This is a genomic window from Cryobacterium breve, assembly GCF_027594785.1.
In the GTDB taxonomy this organism is placed as follows: domain Bacteria; phylum Actinomycetota; class Actinomycetes; order Actinomycetales; family Microbacteriaceae; genus Cryobacterium; species Cryobacterium breve_A.
In genome coordinates this window covers 545,169-567,165 of sequence record NZ_CP075584.1, presented here as the reverse complement: position 1 = coordinate 567,165, position 21,997 = coordinate 545,169, and the positions used below count along the sequence as shown (strand labels likewise).

Genomic DNA, 21,997 nt, shown 5'->3' with positions numbered 1-21,997 from the left:
AACTGCCGGGGTCCGAAATGCGCAGTTTCGAACGCCGATAGTGCGCAACACGGTGGCTAAGCCGCTGCTGCTGGAGTTGCCGCCGTCCCCGGTACACCGCCGATCTTCCTCGTCAGTCGTCGTCCCGGAGGATCGGGCTTGTGCTGGTGAGGAGGAGGGGTCTCTGTTCGGGGTCGAGTCCGGGTGGTGGGGTGAGCCAGTAACGGCCCCTGTCGTCGCGAGTGATTCGCCAGTGTTCGTTGTGGAGCCGCAGGTGGTCGGACCGGCAGAGCAGGATGCCGTCGTCGAGGTTGGTCTGGCCGGTGTCGTCTGTCCAGTGCTGGATGTGGTGGGTCTCGGTCCAGGAGGGTGGTCGGTCGCAGCCGGGCCACCTGCAGCCGCCGTCGCGGATGGCGAGGGCGGCGCGTTGGGCGGGGCTGAAGGTGCGTTGTTCGCGGCCGAGGTTGATGCCGCTGCCGTGGTCGTCGAAGGTGACGTCGAGGAGCCCGGTGTCGCAGAGGTTGCGTTCCAGGGTTTCGGTGGAGACGGTGACCGCGGTCCCCTCGATGACACCGGGCTGGAGTGCGGGTGCCTCGGTCTCGAGGCCGGCCCCGGCAACAACCACGGGTTCGACCACGGCATCGGGAGTCGGCCTGCCCGGTTCAGTCCCACCGGCCGCGGTCCGGACAGACGCGGTCCCGGTGGGTGTGGTTTCGGACTGTGAGGCGCCCGTGAGTGCGGTCCCGGTCGGTCCGGCGGCGCTTGACGCTGGCCCGGCGGGCAACGAGCCGGTCGGCGCCGCCCCAGTCGGCGATGTGCCGGTCGGTGTGGTCCCGGTCTGAGCGGTGCTGGTTGACGTTGACCGAGTGGGTGCCGTACTGGTCGATGAGGCACCGGTCGATACCGCCCCGGTCGGTGCGGTGCCGCTCGGGGCCGTGCCACTCGGTGCGGTGTTACCGGGGCGGATGGTGACCATGCGCACGGCGGGGCTGCGGCCCCCGGCGATGCGCTTTGGGTCGGCTTTCACGCCGAGTTTGGTCAGGGCGACGAACGCGTCCGCGGTGAGCTGCTCGGTCGTGCGCGGGTCATCCTGCACCCGCTTCGCCCAGGCAGCCTGCTCCTTGTCGACAAACCGCACCCCGCCCCGACGCGGGCTCGTGATGGCGTCGTAGGTCTGCATCAGGTATTCGCCGTCTTCCGGGGCGAACAGGCCGACCAGGCGCACCTGCCCCGTGTGGAGCCGGTAGAACCGCAGGGACCGGTCGTCGTAGGCGGCTTTCTCGCGGGCGGCGATGCCGGCCTCATCGAGTACGTCCCGCACCCTTCGGGCCCGTTTGAACAGCTGGTCCGCGTTCAGGGTGCGTGCTTCGGTCAGGAGTCGGGCGAGGGCGGTGGCGAGTTTCTCCGCGGTGATCGCCCGGTCCAGGTCACCGAGACCTTTGCGGAGCGCGTCTGCCTTCTCGACGCTGAGCCAGCCCTCGGCGAGGGCCCGGCCGATCGGCGTGTGCCACGGCGGCACCACGGCCGGCGGCACCGGATGCTCGATCGGTCGCCGGTCGGGAGCGGCCCCGTCGAGGGGCGGAGTCTCGTCGAGCAGCTTCTCGGCCTCGGCGGCCTCCCGGGCGGCTTTCTCGGCGGCGTCGGCTTCGGCTAGCAAACGGCCGACCGCGAGCAGCTTGGCCGCGTCGCCCTTGCTCGACCCGGAAACGTCCTGGAGCAGGTCTTCCGGGGAACGGTAGCCCTTCCGGGCGGCGAGGCCCTTCCCGCCGAGTTCGGGCCGGGACCGGCGGGCGAGGGTCGCGGCGAACCAGGCCGCCTGTGTGTCGAGGGCCCGCCGGGCCCCGGCGATGAGCACCTGTCCTTCCAGCACGGCCTCGTCGGTGAGCGCGTCGACAATCGTCGACGAGCCACCGAGCCCGGCGATGACATCCGCCAGCGACCGTAACCCGGCGAGTACACCGCCGCCCTGCGCCGACTCGCGGACCACCCGATCGCGATACGGCTGATCGGGCGAAGCGGGCGACTCCGGGAGGGTGGTCATGCCCCCACGGTACGACCGACCACCGACACTCTCTGAGTATCGCTCAGGTCTGTGGAAACTAACTCTGACCAGCAAACTGTTGAGGACAGGTCGTCACTCAAATGCTTCGAAAAAATGGTCACGGAACTCGTCCATCCGCCATTCGGGTGCCGTGCGATCCGGCAGCATTCCCGGTTGCCAGTGCCAGGGAGCGATCCGACTCATGACACCGGGGTCCTGGGAGATGATGCTGATCGGCACAGTGTGGTTCGCGCCTTCGCCACTGACAACGGTCGCCGGTTGGTGGTCGCCGAGTACGACGAGGACGAGGTTCGGGTTGCCGTAGGTGGTGAGGAACGAGATGAGCGTGCTGAGCGTGTATTCAACTGATTGTCCGTAGAGCCTGCTGCACCAGATGCGGGTTCTGCCAGACCTCGCTCGGAGACAGCCCCTGGTCCGGCTGGGGGTCGTAGATCGAGCCGTCCCCGACCGCGGTCCACGGCACCTCGTGGGGCAGGGGAGTCCACGGGGTGTGCGAGGACACCAGGTCGATCTCCGCCATCAGCGGACGGTGCGGTCCTGCCAGCTCGTGCTTCTGAAAGTATGCCCAGGTGTACTGGTCGGGTATCAGGGCATAGCTGAACGGAGGACCCTGATATCCGACGTTCTGGGAGGTGAGTTCTGTGCCGAAATGATAGAACGATCGGCCGATCGGCCACGGCCCGGTGTCGGAGGGCACGTCACTGATGGTGTCCCAGCCCGCCTCGGAGAATGCCCTGCTGAGGGTGAGCCGGTTTCCAGCGGTGACCTGATCGTATTTCTGTTGTGAATCGATCCAGAGCCCGGTCTGCAGGGTGGAGTGGGCGAGCCAGCTGATTCCGCCAAACGTCGGCGAGGTGAGAAAGGCGCTGCGTTCCTGGTAACCCCTGGCTGCGAGCGCTGCGTTTCCCCTGCGCAAGACGTCGTCGACGCCGACGGAGAAGAACGCGTCCTGAACGGCGACCTGGCCATAACTTTCGATGAACGCGACGATGACGTCCTTTCCCTTCAGTCCGGTGAGGAGAGCGGATGACGGCAGTCGGGCGTATTCGTCGGTTGCGCTCGCGCGCGCGAAGCTGGCCTGGTCGGCATCCGCGATCCTGACCTGCTCGGCTTTCTCGACGACCGTGTGGATCGTGTCCGCAGCGGCGACGGATTCGCCGGGCACGACCTGGGCGCCGCTGAGTCCGAGCACGATCCAACTCGCTGCCATCACGACCCCACCGATCGCTGCCGGGCGGCGGTGCCGACGCAGGGCGTCCGTGATCCGAAGGAATACGCGAGCGAGTAATAGAGAGACAGCCAGGAAGGCGAGCGGGATCAGGACGAGTAGCGCGACCGATGCGACCGGGCCGGCAGAATCCCGGAGGACACCGTAGGCATCCCGCACCGCCGGCCAGCCGGTCACGACGTTGAATGGCTGACCGACCGTCGATCTGAACCCACGATCGAGAGCCGCGAGGGCGATGGTTGCGACGAAGACCAGGGCGGCGAGGATCGAGACGCTCCGGCGAGCGAACGGACGCCGCAGTCCCGCCAGGATCACGACGACGACGACCGCTTCCAGGGGAACGCGAACCAGGGCCAGCACCGACCCCGTGCTGATCCATCCAGGAGCGAGGACGGCGACCAAGGCCAGGACGAGGGCGGCGACCAGGCCCACCCGTCGTCGAACCGTCGGCGGACGGTTGGCGCTCACCGCATTCCCACCATGACCGGCGTCGTGACCACAGCCGGGTGGGCGTCCGCGTCGTGCTCGGTGAACCGATCTGAGAGCGCGTAGCGCATCAGGACCATGTCGCCGATCGGCCTGGCTTCTGCGAGGTGAGCCCGCCGCTCACTGGTCCAGGGAAACACGGCGTCGCCGACGAATCGGGCACCCCCGGCCGAGCCGACGAAGAACGGCGCCACGCACAACTGGAGCTCGTCGACAAGATTCGCGGCCAGAAACTGCGTGTGGACTATCGCTCCTCCCTCGACCATGAGCCTGCCGATCCCGCGCCGGCCCAGGTCGGCCAGGAGGTCGGACATTCTCACGCCACCGTCCAGTCCGACGACAACGGCGGCGGGTTCGAGCCGTCGCCGGAGGCCACCGGCCAGCGGTGCGGGGCAGTACACGAGCCGAGTGGTGTCGCCGGAGGTGAAGAATGCCGCGTTCGGATCGAGATCGCCCGTCGCCGTCACCGTGACCTTCCACGGTGAGCGCGGCAGGCCGGCTGCCTCTCGACGGTTCTGCCGTGCGGCGCTCCTCACCAGCAATCGCGGGTTGTCGGCTCGCACGGTTCGTGCACCGACCAGGATGGCGTCGTGGCGTGCCCGCACGGCGTCAACGCGATCGAGGTCGGCCGCATTCGACAGGGTGAGCCGCGGTGGACGCGCTGTGTCGAGATACCCGTCGAGCGAGATGGCGCTGCTCAGGGTGACGTATGGCGTGAGTGTCACGATGTCTCCTCTTGGTCGAGAGCGTGGTCGAGAGCGTGGTCGAGAGCGTGCGGAACCAGAATGGACTCCGGTCGGCGCAGACGAGCGACGACAGCGGCGGCGACGAGCGCGCCCGGCGCGATCGAGAGGATCGTGAGCACACCGAACAGGGTGGATGCCGCCACCCCCGCCGGCGCGCCTGAACCCGCGATTGCGAATGCCCAGCCGGCGATGCCCTCGCGAGGTCCCCAGCCGCCGATGTTCAGCGGGATCGAGGCGCCGAGCAGGATCACGAGAGCGAGAGTGATCATCCGCACCCCGGACATCCTCTCGCCAACGGCCAGTGTTGCGAGCGTGAGTGTCGCGACATGGCAGCCGACGACGATGACCGACGCGAGCGCGACCTGAAGGGAGGTGCGCAGTGATCCGAGGCCGGCCCGGAGTTCGTGCGCCTCGCTGAGCAGCACCGCACGGGCGCGTGCGCTCAGCGCTATCGCAGCGGCAAGCCCGGCGACGACAATGCCGAATCCGAACCCGAGCGCCGGCAGCAGGTAGCCCTCGAACTCGGTTCCGAAGCACGCCAGCACGACCAGCGCCAGGGCGAGCTGCACCACCTGCCCCGACACGCGTTCTACTGCGACCGCGCGCGCGGCGGGCCTGACGCTTGTACCGCTCGGGCCGCTGTCGACTGCTCGGCGGATGTCCCCGACGATTCCGCCGGGAAGGATCGTGTTCAGGAACTGGGACTGGTAGTACATTCCGACGGCGGTCGACAAGCGGAGCGGAACTCCCAGGCGCGTCGCGATGAGCTGCCACCGCCACGAGGCAGCCACCGTCGCAACGGCAGCAAGGAGCAGGGCCGCACCGATCGTCGGTCCGTCCAGGCTGAGGATTCCCCGCAGGAACGGGCCCGTGCCCACCTGGCCGATGACGCCGACGAGGACGACGGCGCCGAGGACCGGACGGAGGGCACGGCGGAAACCCGCCGACCGTAACGCCTGGCGAATCCGGGTTCGGACGCGGAGGGTCATCCGCGCGGCCAGGCCAGCAGGTCGACGTGGCGGATGCGCGCTGCCAGCTCCCCGCGTCCGATCTGGGACATCCGAAGTCGCCGGTAGCGCCCGGCCTCAGCGCTCAGCCGAGGATCCTGCTCGACGGCGGCGTCCACCCATCCGCTGAACCAGTCGACGAGCAGGCGGTGCCTGCTGTGGTCGAGCAGCCATTCCGTGACGGTCTGGCGCACATCCCAGCCGGCCTGTGTGAACAGACCGCGCGCAATCGCCGCGCCATACGGACCGAGCTGCCTGCGATTGTCTGCGAGTCGGAGTTGATGTGCGTTGAAGGCGTCCTCGAATGCCGCGTCGAGGTCGTCCCGGGGTCGCAGGCGCACCCGGCCCGTCACGCTGAGAGTCAGAAGAGCGGGGCAGCGGGCTCCGACGCAGGCGTCCACGATGGTGTGGGTCTCGTGGGAGGTCAGCACATCGAGCAGAGCGGATGCGGTAACCAGGGACGCTCCCGCCAGGTCGGATGCCCGCAGGTCGGCGAGATTTCCCGGTCGGGCCACAACGGAGATCGATGCCGAGTTCCTGTCCTGCGGACGGATCCGATTGATGGCCGATTCGATCAGGTCCGGATTCCAGTCGTGCAGGATCCACGTCTGGGGTCCGGGAAGCAGGGGAGCGAGCCAGCGCATCATCGAACCGGTCCCGCTGCCGAGATCGTGAACGATGACGGGTCCCTCAGGGACCTTCGTCGCGGCGGCGAGCGCAAGGTCGTGTGAGCGCGCAACGGCGTCCTCCGGCTCACGCAGCGCCAGCCATTCCTGACTGACGAGGGGAATACTCGTCATGGGCAAACCGCCGTTTCGCTGAGTGCCACCTCGGTGAGCGTCGACGCAATAGTGGCGACCGTCGCGCTCCAGGGCCTGGCCCGTCTGCTGGCCGCCACGGCGGCTCCCTTGAGCCTGCGACCTCAGTACCCCACTCGCGAACCAGTGGCGCAGCGCGACTTCGAGCGCCCGCGGGTCCTCCGGCGCGACGAGGATCCCGGCCGATTCGTTCGAGAGCGCTTCCGGTATCCCACCGACACGGGAGGCCAGGACGGGGATGCCGCGGGCCAGGGCCTCTGTGACGACCATCCCGAAGCTCTCGTACCGGGACGGCACGACGACAAGGTCGGTCCCGGCGTATGCGTTGTCCAACTGTGGTCCGACCAGCGCACTCGTGAACGGTGCCCTCGCGGTGAGGCGAGTCCGGCGGCGGGCGCGCGTCAGCTCGTCGACAAAACCGGGGGCACCGTCGAGTGATCCGACGAAGGTGCACGTCCACCCGGAAACGTCGGTGAGGTGCGCCAACGCGTCCAGCAGCAGGTCCTGGCCTTTGTGCGGGGCGACCACGCCGACGCACAGCAGCCGGTCGCCTGCTGGTGAAGCAATCGTCGTGGCGGCGGGATCCGTCCCCGGGTAGGCGACGACGACGTCGCCGGGCTCTGAGCCGTGACGCGTGACGATCTCAGACCGGGTCCATCCGCTCGTGGCGATGATGCGTTTCGCAGCCCGGAATGCGTCTCGTTCACGGCTGTCGTCAGTGACCATGTGCGCGAGGACTACCAACCGGAGCCGGGTGGCCTGGAGGCCCAATGCCACCGATTCGCGGGCGGCGACCAGGCCGTCGACCAGGGCGAGCGCACCGTCCGGCAGCCTCGACAGGGTCTGGGCCGCGAGCGTGCCGTCATCCGGCGGGATCGGAACCATGTGCACCTCCCAGCCGCGGCGTCGGAGCCCATCGCGAACGTGCTGGTCGTAGACGTTGCCGCCGCTGACCCTGGCGGGGTCGTCGATCGCTGCGGGCACGAAGAAGGAGACCCGACTTTCGGCGGACACGCTCATGGCGTCCTCGTGTAGCTTGCCCACGCGATGTGTGACTCATGGAGCGTGACCGTGATGGAGTCCAGCTTCTGAACGGGGCCGAGCGACCCTGCCTGCACCTCTTCGGCCAGCCGATCCGCGATCGCTGTGCAGAGCACTTCCGTGGTTGTGTTCCGGCCCCGGAACCGCGGGTCTTCGTCGAGGTTGCGGTACGTGAGCGACCCCGTGATCTCCGCGAGCGCGCTCGCGAGTCTGCCGATGTCCACCACGACGCCGTTGGCGTCGAGGCCGCCCGCAGCGACGGTTGCGTCGACGATGAATGTGGCTCCGTGGAGTCGCTGGGCAGCGCCGAAGGCGTCGCCCGTGAGACTGTGGGCGATCATCAGATGGTCCCGGACCGTAACCGTGTACGTCATTCTGGTTCTCCCCACACGATGGTGTGACACAGGACATCCGGAGCCCCCCGGGCGAGGGTCGCCATCACCTCGGGAAGATCGCGCCACGAGGATTCACCGGTCAGCACGGCATCGTAGGCCGGGTCGTGCAGGAGCCGCAGGGCCAACTCAAGGCGTTCGCGCGTCGACCGGTTTCCCCGGCGACTCGCTGCGACCGCTCCGACCTGGCTCGACCGGATCGTCAGTCGTCGCGAGTGGAAATCGGCACCCAGCATGAGCGTGACCGGTCGATCGCCGTACCAGCTCGCCTCCACGACCTCACCATCGGTGACCACTGTTTCGAGGGAGAGCTGCAAGCCGGCGGCCGAGCCGCTCGTGTTGATGACGATGTCCCGGTCACCGGGCGGCCGCGCGGCGTCGGCGAAGCCAACGCCCAATCGATCGGCCACCGCCTGGCGCGCCGGGTTGACGTCGATCAAAACGACTTCGACTCCGGGGATGCCGCGGAGCAGTCGTGCGACACAGCATCCGATCATGCCCGCGCCGATGACGGACACGCGGTCGCCGACGAGAGGACGGGCATCCCAGAGCACATTGACGGCCGTTTCGACCGCGCCTGCGAGCACGGCGCGGCGTGCCGGGATCCCGGCGGGAACCGGCACGACCGCATCGGCAGGGACGACGAATGCTGACTGGTGGGGGAAAAGCGTGAACACGATCCGGCCTCGGAGGGATTCGGGTCCCCGATCCACGACGCCGACATTCAGGTACCCGTACTTGACCGGCCCCGGAAAGTCGCCGTCCTGGTAGGGGGCGCGCATCCGCTCGAACTCGCTGACCGGGACCTGTCCGCTGAAGACCGAAGCCTCGGTGCCTCGGCTGACTCCGGTATAGAGCGTCCTCACGAGCACCTCTCCCTCGCCGGGTTGCGGCAAGGGTTCCCGCCGGAGAACCCCGACGTTGGGCGATTCCACCCAGAAAGCGGAAGACTCGAGCACAGTCCCTCCCGTTCGTGAACGATTGATGCCGGAGCGCCGTCTTAACAGATGGGTTAACACAGAAACGAGACAGGGATGCATAGAGTTCAATTCGCTCCGATTTCGTCGGTGATCGCCGGGACCGCCGCCGCGACGTTCCTCGGCCTGGCCGCTGGGTCCTGGGGCCGGTCGTGGGTGCCTGCCGTCGGCTGGCTGGTGGCCCTCGGCTACCTCGTGATTTCGAATGCGCTGCTTCTGCGCGAGCTCCAGCGGAGACACGCGACTCGTTTCGGGCCCGCGAACATGGTCACGGCGGCGCGGTCGACGCTCGTCGGGGTCATTAGCGGGATCGTCGTCGTGTCGTTCCTCGCGCCGATACCCGTCGCACTGATGGTGGCCCTGGTCGTGCCTGCCCTCGTTCTGGACGCCGTCGACGGCTGGGTCGCACGGCGTACGAATTCCGCGAGCGAGCTCGGCGCGCGGTTCGACATGGAAGTCGACGCGTTCCTGTTGCTCGTGCTGAGCGTTTACGTGGCGAAGGACCTGGGTACCTGGGTCCTCTGGATCGGCACCATGCGGTACCTCTTCGTCGTTGCCGGGTGGATCTTCCCCTGGCTCTGCCGGCAGCTGCCCTACCGTTATTGGCGGAAGGTCGTCACGGCCGTGCAGGGCATCGCCCTGGCGACGGCCGCGACACGGCTTCTCCCCGGTGTTGATGCGCTGCTCGTCGCGCTGGCGCTCGTCCTGCTGGTCGAATCCTTCGGGCGCGACGTGGTCTGGCTCGCCGCACGACGGTCAGAGAGTGGCGATGAACGGTTGGCGGAGCGCGCCTAGGCCGACGAATTCTGTCCCCGATCAGGAATGGCGAGCGGCGGAGCTTCAGGCGTGGTCCGTGAAGGCCCCCCGGTAGTCATGGACGAACGTCGCCAGGGAGCGTGGTGCCCGACCGAGCACGTTCGCGACGGTGGGCGTGACGGTGGAGGCGTAGCCAGCCCGGAAGATTTCAAACAGCGCGAGGATGTCCTCGACCTGCCCGGCTGGCAGTCCGAATCCCAGCAGGTTCTTGCGGGTGACCTCCGGTGGCGTGTCGACGTAGTGGACGTCATGGCCGAGCTCCGCGGCGAAGGCGGCTGCGGCGTCGCCATACGTGAAGGCCTCGCCTCCGGTCAGCACGAGCGACTCTCCGGTGTGCCCGCCCGTGGTGAGGACGGCTGCGGCGACCTCGGCAATGTCGCGTGCGTCGATCATCGAGACATGCCCGTCTCCGGCCGAGGCGTAGATGGCCCCTGCCTTGATCGTCTCGGCGCTACTGAGCAGATTCTGCATGAAACCGTTCGGCTGCAGGATCGTCCAGCTCAGGGCCGACGCCTTGAGGTGCTCGTCCAGTGAGAAGTGCCCGCGCCCGAAGCTCGTCGTGGCGTCGGGCGCGGCTCCGAGCACCGACAGCCGCACGAGCTGTTCGACGCCGGCAGCCTCAGCGGCGTCGATGAGCGGCCGCTGCAGGTCGAAGAACCCTTCGGGTGACGGCGAGTTCAGGAAGACCCTCTCGGCGCCCGTGAGCGCGGCGCTCACTGAGGAGGCGTCACGCAGATCACCGGACACGATGTCGACGCTGTCCCCGAATGCGGCCCGGGCCTTGTTTGCGTCGCGTACCAGGACTCGGACAGGGGCGTCCTGGTCGAGCAAAGTTGCAACCAGATGAGAGCCGATGTTGCCTGTGGCACCGGTCACCAGAATCATGAGATGAACCTCTCAGTCGGCTCGGGAGGAGCAGGGCACAGAGCAATCTACAGCCTGCGCCCACATTTCGGAACTGCGGGCGACACGCGCGACAACACGATCCTGAAGCAAGAGACGCGCTGGCTCGCCGTCGAGATTGTGGGTTGTCGCCCGTGCATGAGGCGCACAGGAACTGTTGCTCTACTGGTGGTTCTGATCAGGGCGTGCAGTTGCGTGCTCGTTGTAGGGGGAACCGCGTGTCAACGAAGAAGAAGCTTGGGAACGTCGGATGGGTCGTGATCCTGGGAGTCATCGCGGCGATGGCTCCGGCGGCTGGACAAGCGTTGTCGATGACCGTCAGTAATCTCGCCGGGTTGTGGCGGAGCGTCCGTGCGCGGATCTCCTTCGGCCGCAACAATGCCGCATCCCGGTAGACAAGTCCGCATCCCGGCAGAGGATGCCACTCTATGGCCGACCTGTGTTGGTAGCGGTAGCGGGTCTTCACACGGAGGAGGATACCGGCCGCTTCGACGCAAGGTGCCGCTGCACCCATCCCGCGTGATCACCCTGGCGACTGCGCTCAAACCACGGCTATCTTGTTACCCGACCGGTTGATACCGCTACGCGAGCCAGGGGAGGATCTTCATGGCTAGGAATCTGGTCATCTGTCTTGATGGCACGGGCGCCCAACCGCGAGCACGGGGCGACTCGAACGTCATCAAGGTGTTCGGAATGCTCGACCTCACCGACCCGACGAAACAGATCGCCTACTACGACCCGGGGGTGGGCACATTCTCGTCGTCCGCCTCGTGGGGTCCGCTCGCACGTTGGCTTTCGCGTGTCGGCGGGCTTGCCTTCGGGAACGGGCTCCGCCAGAACCTGGGCGAGGCATACACCTGGCTGATGCAGGAGTGGGATCCGGGTGACCGCATCTTCGTGTTCGGATTCAGCCGCGGCGCCTACACCGCCCGCGCATTATCAGGCATGCTGCGCACGATCGGCCTTCTTCACGCCGGCTCTGAGAACCTCGTGCCCTATGCGGTTTCCGAGTTCACCAAGCGCAGCAAGGATGACCGCCCCAGGGGACAGGACGGCGACGCTATCCCGAGCGGGAAGACCCCCCACCCGCGCCGCGCCTCGCACCCCGCAGACCGTCGCGTCGAGGGCATTCTGGGCCGGAATCGACGAGTTCTCCGAGAACTTCGCCCGCAAAGTCAACGGGCGGAGTACCGTGCCCGTCGCGTACCTCGGCGCATTCGACACGGTGAAGGCGGCGGGGTTCCTCAAGTGGGATATCAAATGGCCCTATACGCGCAAGCTGGACAACGATGTGCGCGTGCGTCATGCCGTGTCGATCGATGAGAAGCGCCGACCCTTCCGCGAATACCTCGTCACGCCGTCGCCTCAGTCCCAGCTTGAGGAGGTCTGGTTCGCGGGTGTGCACACGGATGTCGGGGGTACCTTCGAGGACGACCCGCGCCTCTCGAACATCACCCTCAAGTGGATCATCGAGGGCGCCCTTGAGGAAGGAATGCTCGTTGAACCTGGTCAGTACGCGAAAGCGTGCACGGTCACTCAGCTGAGCTCCGACGGAACCGTGCACTCGAATAGCTGGATTTGGAAGATCTTTGTCGACCGAACACGCCCGATCCCGGCGAACGCGATCATCCACTCGAGCGTCAGGCCCCGCACGGAGGCCACGGGACTCTATCGAACGCGGATCCCGTCGGGCGTGAAGTGGGCTGACCCGAATTGGAGAGACCTCGCGCCAATCCCCGTCCAAGCCGCCAATCCGATCGAGTCCGCGCTCGCGCCTCCGGAGCACCCGGCGCCAACGGCCGTAGCGACCCGACCTGTTACACCGTGAAGGTCACCTGACTCCACAGCAGTCCCGGGTCGACCTCTACCGCGGGTGGCGCGGCGACTGGCGCATCCGCTCGAACCACATGCGTGTTGAGTTGAGCCAGGGCCGTGAGAAGTTCTGCCTTCGGAATGGTGTTCTCCCACTGTTTCACCAGTCCCCAGGGCAGCATCGCATAGGCCCCGTGCCCGAGCACGGATTCAACGAACGGCTTCGGAGTCGCGTTGTGCGATCCATGGTGCCCGATCTTGTAGAACGCGACACTGCTGACGAGTGCCTTCGACACGGGGTCGTCGAGCACGTGCTCCCAGGCCCCTTCCTGCGAGTCGCCCACGAACAGCAACCGCGTCCCGGATACGTCGAGCACGAAGTACACGCTCGTGTTGTTGACGGAACGTTCGAGTACGGCTGCTGCGTCGAGCAGCGCGTCGTCGTCGGTGCCGAGCCTGAGTCAGGCGCAGGGATGCGCGCGCGTCCCTCAGGCTCCGAAGGGATCGACTGGACGTCCTCATCCGCCACGACATAGATCGGATCGAAGATGGTCGGTGTTTCGTCGTCGTCGGGGTTCTGGTCGGAGTCGAGTTGCAGCCACTGTGCTGACGCCGGCGGGTCCATCAACGCCAGCTGCTTCGGATCGCGCGACGGGCCGAGCAGGTGGATACTCACCCCCTCGATGGGCACGGCGATCACGTTCTTCGCGGGGTCCCGGTTGGGTACGAACTTGACCGGCGGCGTGTTCTTGAACTGGGTGCCGTTGCGACTGAGCAGCCGGTCGGTTGCTTTCGCGTTGCCCATCGAGTTCGCTGCCAGGGAGCTGGCCAATGCCAGCGGAGCCGGCAGGTCCCCTGAGCTCGCCTGGGCCTTCGCCTCGATGAAACCGTGGATCTGGGTCGCCGTCGACACGAGCGAATTGCGCAGCGCCTGGGCCGCCGGATCGCTCGTGTCCTCCACGAACGGGACCAGCACCTGGCCGACGTCGACGCTGGTCCACTCGTCGACTGCGAAGCCGCTGATGTGGTCCTGGTGGTGGTGGGTGGCGACGACAACGTCGAGGTGCGGGGGAGAGCCGGCAGGGGCAACCGCTGTGAGGTCCGCGATGACCGTGTGGACCACATCGGAAATGTCCCGTGTCACACCGTTGATCGTCGCGCGGCCCTGACTGTGCACACCGCAATCGACGAGCATCCGCCACACCTGCAGCCCGCGTGTGATCGTGACTCGGAAGCAGTCACCAAAGCCAACGTTGTACATCCGCACGGCAACGGTCGTTTGGTCAGGCATGGGGCACGACTTTCGGCATCGGGACCTCCTCTGCGGCATGCAGAGCCGCGAACGTCATGCGAAGCAGCGAGGGCTGGTCGGTCCAGGCCGCGAGCGCATCCGCCGACGTTACTTGGTCGCTCCACGCCTGCAACGCTTTCGCGCGCTTCGCACCGATCGCAGCGCACGATTCCGCGAACGCTCGCACCGCATCCGGTTTCCCGGTGAATGTCTCCGGTTTCGTCAACGCGTCAGGGTTCGACAAAGGAAGTGGCTTCACCACCACGTGTACGACTTGCCCGTCGACGCGGGCGATCACCGTCGTTCCTGCTCGGATAGCCAGTCGTTTACCCGCGGACAGGGACTGGTCTTCGAGCTCCTGATGGCGTTGCGCGAACTGCGCCACCACGATCGGCCGAGGCTGCAGGTCGGATGCTTGCACGAACACCGCGTGCACGCCCACCAATTCCAGAGGGAGGTCCGGATCCAGGCCGAGTTCGTACGCGTGATATCTGCCCCAGTCGATGAGCGCCACGACCGTCGCGGAATTCGCTGTCGCCGCCGAGGCCGGTTTCAGGGTTCCCGGCTTTGCCGCAGGATCCGTCGGCTCCACAGGTCTCGCACGAGTGGATACCCGTGGCGGTGCATCCGAGGTATCCGGCCCCTCGATCTCCGGGTCCGCGTCTGCGCCGGTGATGGTCGTCGACGCCTCGCCGCCCAAGTCGAGGTTCTGCGTCGCCTCCAGAATGAGGGGCGCCAAATCGACACTGTGTGCCCCGCGGGTCAGGCTGAGTTCCGGATCCGCCGGTCCGGGCCAGGTCAATGCTTCCTCTGTCAGCGAGGACACCGACGGCGGATAGATCCCGCGCCGCCGCAGAGCCTCAACGAGGTTCGTCCTCAAACGCATCACATCATCCGGGTAGAGTGCCCGGTCGGCCGTCACGATACCGCGGACCACATCTCCGAACGTCACGTCGACCACCGGCAGGTATTGGAAAGCCCGCACGACCATCCCGAGGATACGGTCTGCATTCCGGATCGCCTCGACCGTCACCCGTTTCACAAGGTCGGTTGGCAAGGCGCCTGGCGGGAGAACTCCGGTTCCGCCGGTAGCCAGCCGGCGCAGATCGTTGATCTGTTTCAAATAGGTGTCGAGGTAGGCGTCGAAGACCGCCGCCACGAAGCACGCCCCCCGCGCGTGCGGCTCTGTCGCCGCCAGGAACGCGTCCGGCGTGCGCGGCGACCCGATGGCCGACCGCAGCGCCGCACCGCGGCCCGTCGACACCCCGAATTCAAGCGCGAGGTCGAGCAACGCCGACCCTTCCCGGAGGTCTGTGCTCGAGTTGGCGACCGCCTCAGCCACCACGTCCGGGAAGAGAAAGTGGTGAAACAGCGCCACCAGGTCGGCGAAGGCCTCGTGCCACGCGAACACATCCGGATTCGATGCCTCCGAGAAGTACTTGCGGATGCGATGGACGATCGCGTGCGTCACTTCGTGCGCCACAACATCGACGCTCAGGCAGGTGAACATCACCTGCCCGGGCAGATTCGATCCCGGATCGCGTTCGTCGGCCTTGTAGTAGCCGAAGAGCACCGCACGCCGCGTTGGATCAAAGAACGCATTGCGGCCTTCAAACGCGTGCGGCACGATCCGCAACTCCCGACCGCCCCGCCAACGGAAACGCTGCCCACCGAAACGTTCGAACCGTTCGATCACGCTCATCGTGACGGCGTAGACAACCTGCTGGTGGGTGCGCGGGTCGCTTTCGGACGGACGAAGCCCGCCCTGGGCCAGGATCGCCGGATCATTCAGATCGACCGGCCGATACCAGACATCGCGGACCGCGTCGTAGTCCACCACCTGCACAAGCCGGCCCGATGGTCCCGGCTCCAAATCGCGCTCGAACGGCACATCGACCGTCAAAAATCGGCCGCTCAATCGCGTTGACATCGGATCGAACGCGTAAACCGGCAACGGCCGCCTGGCGGGCAGCCGCACCGGCGGATCGTTACGTGGTCCCGGCCGCGCCGGCGGCTGGTCTTGTGGCTTGGCGACCCCCATCGGTGCCTTCTTCCTGCGCAACAATGTCAAACGGTGAGTGTTCGCGCTCGAGGTGTTGGCTCGATCATCCCCCGTGCTGTTCCGATTGGGAACCCCGGACGAGGTTGACCACTGGAGGAGCTTTGCCAGACCCGTCGTGGACGCGGCAGGATTTCACAGTCGGAACCGACCTCCTTTCGCGCGCAGGGGATCGGCGTCCGGATCCGGTTAGCAGACCCTCAATTGCGCGGGGAAGTGGTCCGGCGTAAATTTAGTGTCTTCGGGGGATGTGCAAATTGGTGCACCTCGTCAGGTTCGATTTCCTGAATCCTCCACATAGCTTTGGGAAGTGTGCAGCTCTCGTAGGTGATGCGCCATTTCTGATCGTCGGCGTCCAGACTTGACGGGGCACCATCGAAGTGAGCGCCATCCCGGCGCGACCCTCGAGGCCCAGGGTCTCGTCGAAGACGATATCCACTCGCTCGATGTGCTCTGCGCTCCAGACCTGCTCGAACAAGCGGATGGCGAATCGGAGGCCGAGCAGGACTCGACGACTTGATGCAGAAGACCTCTTCGACGACGACGACGACCTGGACGCTGTAGCAGACCGGCTCGATCACGCAATCACTGCTTCACGTGTGCGCCATCGGCGCCTGATTCGCCCTAGTTCCGCGTCATGACTGACCTGTGTTGGTACCGGTGGTGGGACTCGAACCCACACGTCCTCTCGAACAAAGCATTTTGAGTGCTCCGCGTCTGCCATTCCGCCACACCGGCTCACAACACCTGGTTCAGAATACCGTAGGCTTTGACCCGTGACCGACCAAGATTCCACCCCAGTACCTCCTCGCCGTGTTGTCGTGGCAGAGGATGAGTCCCTCATTCGTCTCGACATCGTCGAAATCCTTCGTGACGCCGGATTCGAGGTGGTCGGCGAGGCTGGCGACGGCGAAACCGCTGTCGCCCTGGCGACCGAGCTGCGACCCGACCTGGTGATCATGGACGTCAAGATGCCGCACCTCGACGGCATTTCCGCCGCAGAGCGCATCACCAAGGCCCACATCGCTCCGGTTGTGCTCCTCACCGCGTTCAGCCAGAAGGAACTGGTCGAACGGGCGACGGAGGCCGGCGCGCTCGCGTACGTCGTCAAGCCGTTCACTCCGAATGACCTGCTGCCCGCGATCGAGATCGCGCTGTCCCGATACAGCCAGATCATCACCCTCGAGGCCGAGGTCGCCGACCTGGTCGAGCGCTTCGAGACCCGCAAGCTCGTCGACCGGGCCAAGGGCCTGCTCAACGAGAAGATGGGCCTCACCGAGCCGGAGTCGTTCCGCTGGATCCAGAAGGCGTCGATGGACCGCCGCCTCACGATGCACGATGTCGCCCAGGCGATCATCGAGCAGCTCTCCGCCAAGAAGTAGCACCACAGCGAAGTAGCACAACAGCACAAACGAAAGGCGGGCCCGGTCAATGGCGACCGGACCCGCCTTTTCTTGTATCTGCGCGGCGTGCGTGTCCGGTCAGGCCATGCCGGGGCGGTCCGTGATCAGGTTGGTGATCCGGATCGTGGAGCAGCGCCTGCCCTGATCGTCGTCGATCTCGATCGAGTGCGTCGTCAGGGTGCGCCCGAGGTGGATCGGCGTGCAGACGCCGGTGACCCAGCCGCTCGTCGCCGAGCGGGTGTGCGTCGCGTTGATCTCGATGCCGACCGCGAGCTTCCCCGGCCCCGCGTGCAGGTTCGCCGACATCGAACCGAGGCTCTCACCGAGCACCACGAACGCGCCCCCGTGCAGGAGCATCGCCGGCTGGGTGTTGCCGAACACCGGCATCCGTGCCACCGCCCGCTCGAGGCTGAACTCGAGGAATTCGATGCCCATCTTGTCGGCGAGGGCTCCGCCGCCGCGCTGCTGCACCCAGGCAAGGGCGTCTTCGGTCTTCTGCGTCATGGTCACCTTGGATAGAGCCCAGCGCCGTCGGACGACGCTTGTAGGCTGTCTGTGTGTCGGATTCCGAAAAGCCTACCCTGATGATCATCGACGGCCATTCCCTGGCCTACCGGGCGTTCCATGCCCTCCCGGTCGACAGTTTCCAGACCCGGGACGGCCAGCACACCAACGGCATCCACGGGTTCATCTCGATGCTGCTGAGCCTGCTGCGTACCGAGAACCCTTCCCATATCGCCGTCGCCTTCGACATCTCGCGGGCCTCGTTCCGCACCCGGGAGTACCCCGAATACAAGGGCACCCGGGCGAGCACCCCGCCGGAATTCAAGGGTCAGGTCCCGCTGCTGCAGGAGGCCCTCGCGGCCATGAACATCACGACCATCACGAAGGAAGACTTCGAGGCGGACGACATCCTCGCGACCCTGTCCGTCCGCGGAACCGCGGAGGGGTACCACGTCTTCGTCGTCTCCGGCGACCGGGATTCGATCCAGCTCGTCAACGACAACGTGACCCTGCTCTACCCGGCGAGCCAGGGCGTCTCGGCCCTCACCCGGTACGACCCCGCCCGCGTGCGGGAGAAGTACGGCATCGACCCGGCCCAGTATCCCGACGTCGCCGCGCTCGTCGGCGAGACGAGCGACAACCTGATCGGCATCAGCAAGGTCGGCGAGAAGACCGCCGTCAAGTGGCTCGGCCTCTACGGCAGCCTGGACGGCATCCTCGAACACGCGGACGAGATCAAGGGCGTCGTCGGCAACAACCTGCGCGAGCAGAAGGAGAACGCGATCCGCAATCGCCGCCTCAACCGGCTCGTGACCGACCTCGAACTCCCCGTCGAACTGCCCGACCTCGTCCGAGCCCCGGTCAACGAAGCCGCCGTGCGCGAGGTCTTCGGCCGCCTCGAGTTCAAGAACCTGCTCGAGCGCGTGATCAAGCTCGAGGGCGGTGCGGACGAGTCAGGCGCGACCGTCGTGCCGGTCGAGCGCGACGATGTGCCCACCGCACCGGTGGCCAAGGATCTTCTCGACGAAGAGCTGGACGCCTGGCTCACCCGGGTGATCGCGACCAACCCGGGCGGACTCGGTCTCCAGATCGAGGTGCAGGACGGCAAGGCGATCGGCTTCGGCGTGTCCGGGCTCGAGGAATCCGTGAACCTTCCGTGGCAGCCGGGACGCACCGATTACCTGCCCTTCGAGGACTGGCTCGCGAGCGACGCGCCCAAGATCATGCACGACGCAAAGCACCAGCTCAAGGCACTGCGCCGCAGCGGCCTCGGCTTCGGTGGGCTCGTCACCGACACCCTCGTAGCCGCCTGGCTGCTGCGACCGGGCGGGCCCGACAAGACCCTCGCCGACCTCGTCACCCGCTACCTCGACGAAACGCTCCCGGTCGCCGATCCCAACCAGCTGGTGCCGGACGAGTCAGAGTCCGGCGGCGTGCCCACCGAGGCCTGGTACGCCTACCGGCTCTCCGCCGCGCTCGGGGCCTTGCTCGACCCGGGATCCCAGTCCGTGCTCACCGACATCGAAATGCCGACCCTGCTGACCCTCGTCGACATGGAACTCACCGGCGTCGCCGTCTCGCACGAGGAACTCTCCGTCCTGTCTGGCCAGCTCGGCGAGCGGGCGGCTGAGTACGCGGCGGGCGCCTATGCCGAGATCGGCCGGGAGGTCAACCTCGGCTCGCCCAAGCAGGCTCCAGGAGGTCCTGTTCGAGCAACTGGGCATGCCGAAGACCCGCGCGAACAAGACCGGGTACACGACGGATGCCGGCGCCCTCGCCGATCTCCAGGCGAGCAACCCGCATCCCTTCCTCGGTCTCCTTCTGCAGCACAGGGACGCGACCAAGCTCCGCCAGATCGTCGAGACGCTCGACAAGGCGATCGACGCGACCGGACGCATCCACACCACCTACGTGCAGATCGGCACCGCGACCGGGCGCATCTCCTCGGCCGATCCGAACCTGCAGAACATCCCGGTGCGCACGGAGGAGGGCCGTCGAATCCGCGCGGCCTTCCACTCCGGTCCGGAAGCCGAGTGCCTCCTGACGGCCGACTACTCCCAGATCGAGATGCGCATCATGGCGCACCTGTCCGAGGACGCCGGGCTGATCGAGGCGTTCAACGCGGGAGAGGACCTGCACCGCTTCGTCGGCGCATCCGTTTTCGGGGTCACTCCGGAGGACGTCACCAACGAGATGCGCAGCAAGGTCAAGGCGATGTCCTACGGCCTCGCGTACGGGCTGAGCGCCTTCGGCCTCTCCAAGCAGGCTCCGGATCGACCAGAAGGAAGCCCGCCAGCTCATCACGGACTACTTCGCCCGGTTCGGCGCCGTGCGCGACTACCTGCGGCACGTCGTTGAACAGGCCAAGGTCGACGGCTACACCGCGACGATCTTCGGCCGTCGACGCCCGTTCCCCGAACTCCACAGTTCCAACCGCGTGCTCAGGGAGAACGCGGAGCGGCGCTGCGCTCAACGCACCGATCCAGGGCTCGGCCGCCGACATCATGAAGATCGCGATGAACAACATCGCGGAAGACATGCTCGAGGAGGGCCTGGAGTCCCGGATGATGCTCCAGGTGCACGACGAATTGATCTTCGAGGTCGCGCCAGGCGAGTGGGACGCCCTCCGCACCGTCGTCACTCACCGGATGGAGACCGCAGCCGCTCTGCTCGTCCCGCTCGACGTTCAGGTCGGCAGGGGCGCTAACTGGGACGCCGCCGCGCACTGAGGCCACGGCTGTCTCGCCGCGCCGCCGCGGGTGCGGTGTTCTAGGCTCGGTCCATGAGCCCAGACACCGCGCGTACCCCCACAGCGATCGATGCGATTGCCGAAGACTGGGTCGACACCCTCGTCGACCTCGACCCCACGATCGGCACTTACATCGGCCGCACCGGGGGCGGCGACCGCTACGGCGACTACTCTCCGATCGGCCTCGAGCGGCACCGCAGTGCGTCCCTCGCCACGATCGCCCGCCTCGATGCCGCGGCCGTCGTCGACGCCGTCGACGAGGTCACCCGCACCGACCTGCGCAGCGAACTCGCCCTCGGCCTCGAGAGCGCCGACGCCGGCCTGCCCCTGCGGGACCTGAACAATCTCGCCTCGTCGGCGCAGGACATCCGTGCGGCCTTCGACCTGATGCCGACGGACACCATCGAAGACTGGCGCACCATCTCCACGCGGCTCGGAGCCGTTCCGGACGCCGTCGCCGGCTACATCGAGACCCTGCGCCTGGGCATCAGGGAAGGCATCATGCCCGCGAAGCGCCAGGTGCGCGAGGTCGCCGTGCAGGCGCGCCGGCACGCGGCGAAGACGGGTTTCTTCGCCACGCTCGCCGCAGAAGCGAGCCCGGCGACCGGCAGCCTGCCTGCGAGTCTCGCGACCGACCTCGGCGCAGGCGCCCGCCGCGCCGCCGCCGCATACTCCGGCCTGGCCGCCTTCCTCGGTGACGAGCTCGAACGCGTCGCGCCAGAGGCGGATGCCGTCGGCCGGGAGATCTACGCCCTCCAGTCCCGCCGTTTCCTCGGTGCCGCTGTCGACCTCGACGAAACGTACGAGTGGGGAATCGAGGAACTCGCCCGGATGGTCGCGGAGCAGGAGGGCATCGCCAGGCAGATCCTCCCCGGGGCGAGCGTGCAGGAGGCCATCGCCCACCTCGACGCCGACCAGAGCCGCACCCTCCACGGCACGGCCGCCCTCCAGCGCTGGATGCAGGAGACGAGCGACCGCGCCGTCGCCGAGTTGTCGGTCGACCACTTCGACATCCCGCAGGAGATCCGCGCCCTCGAGTGCCTGATCGCCCCCACCCAGGACGGCGGCGTGTACTACACCGGGCCGAGCGACGACTTCTCCCGGCCCGGCCGGATGTGGTGGTCGGTACCGGCAGGCGTCACCGAATTCTCCACCTGGCGCGAATTGTCGACGGTCTACCACGAGGGCGTCCCCGGCCACCACCTGCAGATCGGACAGGCGGTACACAATCGCGGCATCCTGAACACCTGGCGTCGCCAGCTCGCGGGCACGTCGGGGCACGCGGAGGGCTGGGCGCTCTACGCCGAACGCCTGATGAGCGAACTCGGCTACCTCGACGACCCGGCCGACCGCCTGGGCATGCTCGACGGCCAGCGGATGCGCGCCGCCCGCGTCGTGATCGACATCGGCGTGCACCTCGGAAAGACCCTGCCGGACGGAAGCGGCCCCTGGACCGCCGAGCACGCCTTCGACTTCTTCCGCCGAAACGCGAACGTCGACGAGAGCACGGTCCAGTTCGAAGTCAACCGGTATCTCGGCTGGCCCGGACAGGCGCCCTCGTACAAGATCGGCCAGCGCATCTGGGAGGAACTCCGCGACGCGAGCAAGGCCAGGGAGGGTGCAGCGTTCTCGATCAAGGACTTCCACAGGCGCGCCCTCGACCTCGGCGGTGTCGGCCTCGACACCCTCCGCGCGGCACTGCTGTCCTGACCCAGACCCGAGCC

General features: G+C 67.0%; 18 protein-coding genes, 1 tRNA gene and 3 pseudogenes. 8 read left to right on the top strand and 14 right to left on the bottom strand.

The window, feature by feature from the left end; genetic code table 11:
* Window positions 1-112: 112 nt before the first annotated feature.
* The 8 genes from KIV56_RS02730 to KIV56_RS02695 form a co-directional block, all read right to left on the bottom strand.
* A complete protein-coding gene (locus KIV56_RS02730; RefSeq protein WP_281535063.1) occupies window positions 113-2,020 on the bottom strand; it encodes an HNH endonuclease signature motif containing protein in 1,908 nt (635 codons plus the stop codon).
* Between the two features lie 93 nt (window positions 2,021-2,113).
* Complete coding sequence (locus tag KIV56_RS02725; protein WP_281535062.1) at window positions 2,114-2,260, bottom strand: hypothetical protein; 147 nt, start codon at window positions 2,258-2,260, stop codon at window positions 2,114-2,116.
* 121 nt (window positions 2,261-2,381) lie between these two features.
* A complete protein-coding gene (locus KIV56_RS02720) occupies window positions 2,382-3,737 on the bottom strand; it encodes a CDP-alcohol phosphatidyltransferase (protein WP_281535061.1) in 1,356 nt (451 codons plus the stop codon).
* Window positions 3,734-4,480, bottom strand: a complete 747-nt coding sequence (locus tag KIV56_RS02715; RefSeq protein ID WP_281535060.1) for a RibD family protein — start codon at window positions 4,478-4,480, stop codon at window positions 3,734-3,736. The genes KIV56_RS02720 and KIV56_RS02715 overlap by 4 nt, the downstream gene beginning before the upstream one ends.
* Window positions 4,477-5,490 carry a lysylphosphatidylglycerol synthase transmembrane domain-containing protein gene (locus KIV56_RS02710; protein WP_281535059.1) on the bottom strand — a complete coding sequence of 338 codons (1,014 nt, stop codon included), beginning with the start codon at window positions 5,488-5,490 and terminating at the stop codon, window positions 4,477-4,479. Before KIV56_RS02710 ends, KIV56_RS02715 begins: the two co-directional genes overlap by 4 nt.
* Complete coding sequence (locus tag KIV56_RS02705; RefSeq protein WP_281535058.1) at window positions 5,487-7,340, bottom strand: glycosyltransferase family 4 protein; 1,854 nt, start codon at window positions 7,338-7,340, stop codon at window positions 5,487-5,489. The genes KIV56_RS02710 and KIV56_RS02705 overlap by 4 nt, the downstream gene beginning before the upstream one ends.
* A 2-nt stretch (window positions 7,341-7,342) precedes the next feature.
* Window positions 7,343-7,741 carry a 6-pyruvoyl trahydropterin synthase family protein gene (locus KIV56_RS02700; RefSeq protein WP_281535057.1) on the bottom strand — a complete coding sequence of 133 codons (399 nt, stop codon included), beginning with the start codon at window positions 7,739-7,741 and terminating at the stop codon, window positions 7,343-7,345.
* A complete protein-coding gene (locus tag KIV56_RS02695) occupies window positions 7,738-8,778 on the bottom strand; it encodes a zinc-dependent alcohol dehydrogenase (protein WP_281535056.1) in 1,041 nt (346 codons plus the stop codon). Before KIV56_RS02695 ends, KIV56_RS02700 begins: the two co-directional genes overlap by 4 nt.
* 48 nt (window positions 8,779-8,826) lie before the next feature.
* Between KIV56_RS02695 and KIV56_RS02690 the strand changes: the two genes are divergently transcribed.
* Complete coding sequence (locus KIV56_RS02690) at window positions 8,827-9,531, top strand: CDP-alcohol phosphatidyltransferase family protein (RefSeq protein WP_281535055.1); 705 nt, start codon at window positions 8,827-8,829, stop codon at window positions 9,529-9,531.
* A 45-nt stretch (window positions 9,532-9,576) separates the two neighbouring features.
* On the opposite strand, the gene KIV56_RS02685 is transcribed toward KIV56_RS02690, so the two are convergent.
* Entirely contained in the window at window positions 9,577-10,437 is an 861-nt protein-coding gene (locus tag KIV56_RS02685; protein ID WP_281535054.1) for an SDR family oxidoreductase, read from the bottom strand.
* 236 nt (window positions 10,438-10,673) lie between these two features.
* On the opposite strand from KIV56_RS02685, the gene KIV56_RS02680 reads away from it, so the two are divergent.
* The 3 genes and pseudogenes from KIV56_RS02680 (at window position 10,674) to KIV56_RS02675 (ending at window position 12,283) form a co-directional block, all read left to right on the top strand.
* Window positions 10,674-10,850: a hypothetical protein gene (locus KIV56_RS02680; protein ID WP_281535053.1), complete on the top strand. Its 177-nt coding sequence runs from the start codon at window positions 10,674-10,676 to the stop codon at window positions 10,848-10,850.
* Between the two features lie 211 nt (window positions 10,851-11,061).
* Window positions 11,062-11,448: pseudogene (locus KIV56_RS20150) on the top strand (T6SS phospholipase effector Tle1-like catalytic domain-containing protein); the annotation flags it as partial.
* Between the two features lie 37 nt (window positions 11,449-11,485).
* Window positions 11,486-12,283, top strand: a complete 798-nt coding sequence (locus tag KIV56_RS02675; protein ID WP_281535052.1) for a phospholipase effector Tle1 domain-containing protein — start codon at window positions 11,486-11,488, stop codon at window positions 12,281-12,283.
* Here the strand turns inward: KIV56_RS02675 and KIV56_RS02670 are convergent.
* Entirely contained in the window at window positions 12,273-12,653 is a 381-nt protein-coding gene (locus KIV56_RS02670; protein ID WP_281535051.1) for a hypothetical protein, read from the bottom strand. The two genes, KIV56_RS02675 and KIV56_RS02670, sit on opposite strands and share 11 nt — an antisense overlap.
* Before the next feature lie 411 nt (window positions 12,654-13,064).
* On the opposite strand from KIV56_RS02670, the gene KIV56_RS02665 reads away from it, so the two are divergent.
* Window positions 13,065-13,436 (top strand): hypothetical protein, encoded by a 372-nt coding sequence (locus KIV56_RS02665; RefSeq protein WP_281535050.1) that lies wholly within the window; start codon window positions 13,065-13,067, stop codon window positions 13,434-13,436.
* 114 nt (window positions 13,437-13,550) lie between these two features.
* Here KIV56_RS02665 and KIV56_RS02660 read toward each other — a convergent pair whose 3' ends face one another.
* The 3 genes and pseudogenes from KIV56_RS02660 to KIV56_RS02650 all read right to left on the bottom strand — a co-directional run bounded on the left by KIV56_RS02660 (window position 13,551) and on the right by KIV56_RS02650 (window position 16,355).
* The gene (locus KIV56_RS02660; protein WP_281535049.1) at window positions 13,551-15,599 is read right to left on the bottom strand and encodes a hypothetical protein; all 2,049 of its coding nucleotides are present in this window, start codon (window positions 15,597-15,599) and stop codon (window positions 13,551-13,553) included.
* 409 nt (window positions 15,600-16,008) lie between these two features.
* Window positions 16,009-16,122: pseudogene (locus KIV56_RS02655) on the bottom strand (hypothetical protein); the annotation flags it as partial.
* A 147-nt stretch (window positions 16,123-16,269) separates the two neighbouring features.
* A tRNA-Leu gene (locus KIV56_RS02650) sits at window positions 16,270-16,355 on the bottom strand.
* Window positions 16,356-16,393: 38 nt separating this feature from the next.
* On the opposite strand from KIV56_RS02650, the gene KIV56_RS02645 reads away from it, so the two are divergent.
* On the top strand, window positions 16,394-16,999 hold the full coding sequence (locus KIV56_RS02645; RefSeq protein WP_134366651.1) for an ANTAR domain-containing response regulator: 606 nt from the start codon (window positions 16,394-16,396) through the stop codon (window positions 16,997-16,999).
* Window positions 17,000-17,098: 99 nt separating this feature from the next.
* On the opposite strand, the gene KIV56_RS02640 is transcribed toward KIV56_RS02645, so the two are convergent.
* The gene (locus KIV56_RS02640; protein WP_281535048.1) at window positions 17,099-17,524 is read right to left on the bottom strand and encodes a hotdog fold thioesterase; all 426 of its coding nucleotides are present in this window, start codon (window positions 17,522-17,524) and stop codon (window positions 17,099-17,101) included.
* Window positions 17,525-17,577: 53 nt separating this feature from the next.
* Between KIV56_RS02640 and polA the strand changes: the two are divergent.
* Both polA and KIV56_RS02615 read left to right on the top strand, forming a co-directional pair.
* Window positions 17,578-20,253: pseudogene (gene polA, locus KIV56_RS20145) on the top strand (DNA polymerase I).
* 53 nt (window positions 20,254-20,306) lie between these two features.
* Window positions 20,307-21,983 (top strand): DUF885 domain-containing protein, encoded by a 1,677-nt coding sequence (locus KIV56_RS02615; RefSeq protein ID WP_281535047.1) that lies wholly within the window; start codon window positions 20,307-20,309, stop codon window positions 21,981-21,983.
* Window positions 21,984-21,997 lie beyond the last annotated feature (14 nt).

Excerpts from the sequence above, each read along its gene's own strand:
- KIV56_RS02730 (WP_281535063.1), bottom strand. The coding sequence starts at position 2,020 with ATGACCACCCTCCCGGAGTCGCCCGCTTCGCCCGATCAGCCGTATCGC.
- KIV56_RS02710 (WP_281535059.1), bottom strand. The coding sequence starts at position 5,490 with ATGACCCTCCGCGTCCGAACCCGGATTCGCCAGGCGTTACGGTCGGCG.
- KIV56_RS02700 (WP_281535057.1), bottom strand. The coding sequence starts at position 7,741 with ATGACGTACACGGTTACGGTCCGGGACCATCTGATGATCGCCCACAGT.
- KIV56_RS02685 (WP_281535054.1), bottom strand. The coding sequence starts at position 10,437 with ATGATTCTGGTGACCGGTGCCACAGGCAACATCGGCTCTCATCTGGTT.
- KIV56_RS02675 (WP_281535052.1), top strand. The coding sequence starts at position 11,486 with ATGACCGCCCCAGGGGACAGGACGGCGACGCTATCCCGAGCGGGAAGA.
- KIV56_RS02660 (WP_281535049.1), bottom strand. The coding sequence starts at position 15,599 with ATGGGGGTCGCCAAGCCACAAGACCAGCCGCCGGCGCGGCCGGGACCA.
- KIV56_RS02640 (WP_281535048.1), bottom strand. The coding sequence starts at position 17,524 with ATGACGCAGAAGACCGAAGACGCCCTTGCCTGGGTGCAGCAGCGCGGC.
- KIV56_RS02615 (WP_281535047.1), top strand. The coding sequence starts at position 20,307 with ATGAGCCCAGACACCGCGCGTACCCCCACAGCGATCGATGCGATTGCC.